Annotated in this window: 2 protein-coding genes; both read right to left on the reverse strand. The window is 70.3% G+C overall.

Going from position 1 to position 5092, the window contains the following annotated elements; all coding sequences use genetic code 11:
• The coding region (locus tag D7V93_RS37475; protein ID WP_147451546.1) for a condensation domain-containing protein at positions 1-3622 on the reverse strand (3622 nt) is incomplete at its 3' end.
• 82 nt (positions 3623-3704) lie between these two features.
• Positions 3705-5092, reverse strand: a 1388-nt coding sequence (locus tag D7V93_RS37480) for a cytochrome P450 (RefSeq protein WP_147451547.1), incomplete at its 5' end; no start/stop codon positions are given.

Raw genomic sequence — 5092 nt, forward strand, 5'->3', positions numbered from 1 at the left:
CGGAGAGGGTGCGGAAGGAGAGCCGCGACTCGGCGGTGAAGAGGGCGGTGGCGTCCGGAGTGAGAGCGGCCTGGGCGAAGAAGAGTGCGGGGAGGGACTGCTCCAGCGGGTAGGGCGTGGTGGTGGTGTTGAGGTCCACCAGCAGCCGCTGACGCTCCGCCTCGGGCAGTACCGGCAGGGTGGAGACCGGCTGGCGGGGATCCGCGACGATGCCCTCGAGCAGCGTCATGAACCGGCCGACCATCCGCTCGACCGTCGCCGCCTCGAACAGGTCCGAGTTGTACTGGAACGCGCCGACGAGCTCCGCGCCGTGCTCGGCCATCATCAGGGTGAGGTCGAACTGCGACACCTGCTGTTCGAGCGCGATGGCCTCGAACGGGAGTCCGCCGACCGTCATCGTGGCCCCTGCGGAGCCCAGCGCGAACTCGGGCAGGCCTCGCAGGGCCGCTGGCAACTGGGCCTGCTGCAGGGTGAACATGGCCTGGAAGAGCGGTGACCGGCTCGCATCCCGCTTCGGGTGGAGGCGATCGACGAGCAGGGCGAAGGGGAAGTCCTGGTGCTTCAGCGCCTCCAGGACGACCTGCCGCATCCGCCGCAGGAACGACTCGAAGTCCGGCCGTCCTGACAGATCCGCCCGGAGGACGACGGGGTTCACGAAGTAGCCCACGACGTGGGCCGTGCCCGCCCCGGTCCGTCCCAGTGTCGGGGACCCGACCAGGAGGTCCTCCTGACCGCTGTGACGGTGCAGCAGCACCTGGAACGCCGCGAGCAGCGTGGTGAAGAGGGTCGTCTCTGCGCCGCGGGCGAGCGCCTTGAGCTTCCGGCTGACCTCGTCGCCCACCCGGAAGGGAACGGAGCCGCCACGGTAGGTCTGCACGGGCGGCCGGGGATGGTCCGTCGAGAGGTCGAGGACGGGCAGCGTGCCCGCGAGCCGTTCACGCCAGTACGCCCAGAGCCGCTCGCCCTCGCCGCGCTCCAGCCGCGCGAGCTGGCGCCTCACGTGGTCCGTGTAGCGCAGGGGCAGCGCGGGCAGGTTCGCCGGGACGCCCGCGAGCGCGGCGGGATAGAGCTGATCCAGCTCGCGGATCATCACGGTCAGCGACCACAGGTCGGCCACGAGGTGGTGGACGACCAGCAGCAGCACGTGCTCCTGCTCCGAGCGCTCGAAGAGCTGGACGCGCAGGAGCGGACCGCGCTCCAGGTCGAACGGGCGGTGCGCCTCCGCGGTCAGTCGCGCCCGCAGCCACTCCTCGCTCGGGGCGGAGGCCTCTTCCAGCAGGAAGCCTCCCTCCTGGAAGGGCGCGAAAATCTGCACCGCGCCACCCTGTCGATCCGAGAAGGTGGAGCGAAGCTGCTCATGCCGCTCCACCAGCGCCCGCAGTGAGGCGCGCAGCGCCGCCACGTCCAGGGGGCCGTGGATCCGGACGGCGCTCGCGATGTTGTACGCGACGCTCTGGTGATCCAGCTGCTGCAGGAACCAGAGGGCCTGCTGGCCCGGAGAGAGCGGTGACCGGTCCGAGCCGGCCTCCGCCGTGAGCACGACCGCGTCCACGTCCGGGCCGTCCGCCTGCGTCTCCAGTGCGCGCAGCACCAGTGCCGCCAGGTCGCCGAGCGAGGCCCCCTCCAGCACGTCCGCCATGGGCAGCGGCACGTGGAAGCCAGACTCGACGCCGTGCTGAAGCTCCACGGCCATGAGCGAGTCGAGCCCCAGGGCGCTGACCGGCTGCCCCGTGGGGACCTGGGGGGGCGCGACCTGGAGGAGTCGGGCCATCCGCTCCCGCAGGTCCTGCTCCAGCAGCCCCCGTCGCTCCTCCGGGGCGGTCGCCAGCAGCCGCTCCCGATCCAACCCGAGCGCCGGGGCTCCCTGCTCGGGCCGGGCCGGCCCGCTGCGGCCGATGATCTCCAGGGCTCCCGATCGGAACTCCTCCCGGCAGGCGCTGCGCTGGATCTTCCCGCTCGACGTCTTCGGGATGCCTCCAGTCCGGATGAGGACGACCTCGGAGACGTAGACGCCATGCTGTTCGGAGACGGCTCGCCGGATGGCGGCGGCCACGGGCTCCGGATCAATCCGCAGATGCTGGCGGTCCAGCTCGTACACGATGACGAGCTGCTCCTCGCCGCCCGCGTCCACCGAGAACGCAGCGCCACAGCCGGAGCGCAGCGCGGGGTGGCTCTGCTCGGCCGTCAGCTCCAGGTCCTGCGGGTAGTAGTTGCGGCCCCGGAGGATGATCAGGTCCTTGAGGCGGCCCGTGACGAAGAGCTCGCCGCCCTCCAGGAAGCCCAGGTCCCCGGTCCGCAGGAAGGGCCCCTGCGTGCCTCCCTCGAGGTGCGCGTGGAAGGTCTGCGCAGTCTGCTCCGGGCGGCGCCAGTAGCCCTGGGCGATGCTCGGGCCGGACACCCAGATCTCCCCGACGTGCCCGGGGGCGACCTCCACCCCCGCTTGGGGATCCACGATGACGATGCGCTGATCCGGGAGGCTCTGGCCGCATCCAATGAAGGAGCGCGCGCCCTCGGTGCCGGGGGACGCCTCGATGAACCGGTTCTGTTCCAGCGCCTCCGCCCGCGCGCTGCGCATCACCGGGAGCGCGGTGTGCTCACCCCCCGAGACGATCAGCGTCGCCTCGGCCAGGCCGTAGCAGGGGTAGAAGGCATTCCGGCGGAAGCCGCGGGGCCCGAACACCTCCGTGAAGCGATCGAGCGTCTCCGCCCGCACGGGCTCCGCGCCGGTGAAGGCGACCGTCCACGCGCTGAGGTCGAGCTTCTCCAGGTCCTCGGCCGTGGCCCGGCGCGCGCACAGGTCGTAGGCGAAGTTCGGCCCTCCGCTGGTGGTCGCGCGCTCGCGGGAGACGGCCTCCAGCCAGCGCATGGGGCGCTGGAGGAAGGCCAGCGGCGACATCAGGGTGACGGGGAACCCGACGAAGAGGGGCTGGAGGATCCCGCCAATCAGCCCCATGTCGTGGTAGGGCGGCAGCCAGATGACGCCCCGGCTCTGGGTCGTGTGCCCGAAGCACCGCTGGATGAGCGTCAGGTTGTGCAGCAGGTTGCCATGCGTGAGCACCACGCCCTTGGGCGTGGACGTGGACCCGGAGGTGTACTGGAGGAACGCGAGCGTGCCGGAGGTCATCTCCGGGGCCCGCCATGCCTCCGCGTGCTCGGCGACGGCCTCGCCATCCGTGGCCAGCCACTTCAGCGCCGCCAGGTCCGGCATGTCCGTGAAGAGGGCCTGGAGCATCTCCAGGATGGGCGACGTCGTGAGCGCCAGCTCCGCCTGGGCATCGGCCGCGATGGCCTGGAGCCGGGGCGCCTGGCGGGGGCGCATCGGCGGATAGGCCGGCACCGCGGTGACGCCGGCATACAGACACCCGAAGAACGCGGCGATGTACTCCGGCCCCGGTGCGTAGAGCAGCAGCGCCCGGCGTCCCGCCCATCCTCCCTGGATCAGGAGCGCGCCAATGGCCCGGGCCTGGCGGTCCAGCTCCGCGTACGTCAGCGTGGCCTCTTCCGAGTCACCGTCCAGCAGGAAGGTGAACGCACGGGCCTCCGGCTGATGGAGCGCCCTCGTGCGGAGCAGCTCGACGAGCGTGGAGAACCCGGGGGCGGTGGGGGAGCGCGAAGCATTCATGGCGGAGGGGGCCTTGGCGTGAAGGCATGGAGGTGCGGACGCGGCGTTGCCGCGCCTGCCGTTCCCCCACGCCGCGCTTCGTTCAGGTGAGGTCGACCATCTCGTGGATGTTGCCGCGCACGCCCGCGCGCGTCGGGAGCCGTCCGGGCTCGCCCAGGGTCATCGGGATGCCGCGCTTCGGGAACAGCGTCAGCCGGACGCGGCGGTCGATCCTCGCGTTGGCGTCCAGTTGCATGCTGAAGCGCTGGAGCAGGATGGCGAGGACGATCTTCATCTCCATCATCGCGAACTCGGCGCCAATGCAGCGGCGGGCGCCCGCGCTGAACGTCATGAAGCCGTAGGGGTTGGCCGGGGCCTTGTGCCAGCGCTCGGGCCGGAACTTCCGAGGCTCGGGATACAGCTCCGGCATCATGTGCGTCATGTAGATGCTGAGGATGACGAGCGTGCCCTTGGGAATCGTGTACGCGCCCAGCTCCACCGGCTCGTTCACCACGCGCATGCTGTAGGTGCCCGGCGGCATCAGGCGGAGGCTCTCCTTGATGCACCCCTCGAGCAGCGGCAGCCGGCCCAGGTGCTCGACGCCCGGGGGGCCGCCGCGCAGCTCCGCCTTCAGCTCCTCCAGCACGTTGCCCAAGATCTCCGGATGCTGGGACAGCAGGAAGAGCGTCCAGCCCAGGGCGTTGCCGCTCGTCTCATGGCCTCCGTTGAAGAGGTTGTTGGCCTGGCCGATCAGCTCGTGATCGGTCATCTCCGTCCCCTCCTCGTCGCGCGCCTGCATCAGCAGCCACAAGAGGTCGTGCTGCGGCTCCGGGTTGGCGCGCTTCTGTTCAATCTTCTTGAGCAGGTGCGCCTCCAACTGCTCGGACAGGCGCAGCAGCCGGCGGTAGGGCGTCCCCGGCAGGTCGCGGGGGAAGGCGAACACGCCCAGGCTCGTCTGGGTGTCGATCCACTTGCGGATGATGCCGCCCAGCAGCGAGGCCTCCGTGCGGGAGTCGGTGCCGAAGAGCGTCTTGCCCACGATGATGAGCGCCAGGTGCTGCATGGCCTTGGCGATGTTCAGCTGCTGGCCGACCTTCCAGCCGGAGATGTACTCCTCCGTGACGCGGACCATGTCCTCGCAGTACACGTCGAGGTGCTTCTTGTGGAACACCGGCATGATGAGCCGGCGCTGCTTCTTGTGCCGCTCCCCATTCATGGTGATGAGCCCGGAGTTCAGCCGGTCCAGGCTGGAGTTGGGAGGGATGGGCAGCGTCAGCGACATCGACGGGATGTGGAACGTCGTGTTGTCCGTGAGGACGCGCTGGTTGTTCTCCGCGCCGAAGGCATAGACCCACTTCGGGTCCTGCCTCGCGAACGCGACGACGTCCCCGTAGGTGGCGTACGCCTCGCGCATGTGCGCGACGGGATCGAGCGAGAACTTGATGAGGCTTCCCTGGAGTCCCAGCAGCGGCAGCGCGCTCGGTCCGGGGA

Source organism: Corallococcus llansteffanensis (assembly GCF_003612055.1).
Classification (GTDB): Bacteria; Myxococcota; Myxococcia; order Myxococcales; family Myxococcaceae; genus Corallococcus; species Corallococcus llansteffanensis.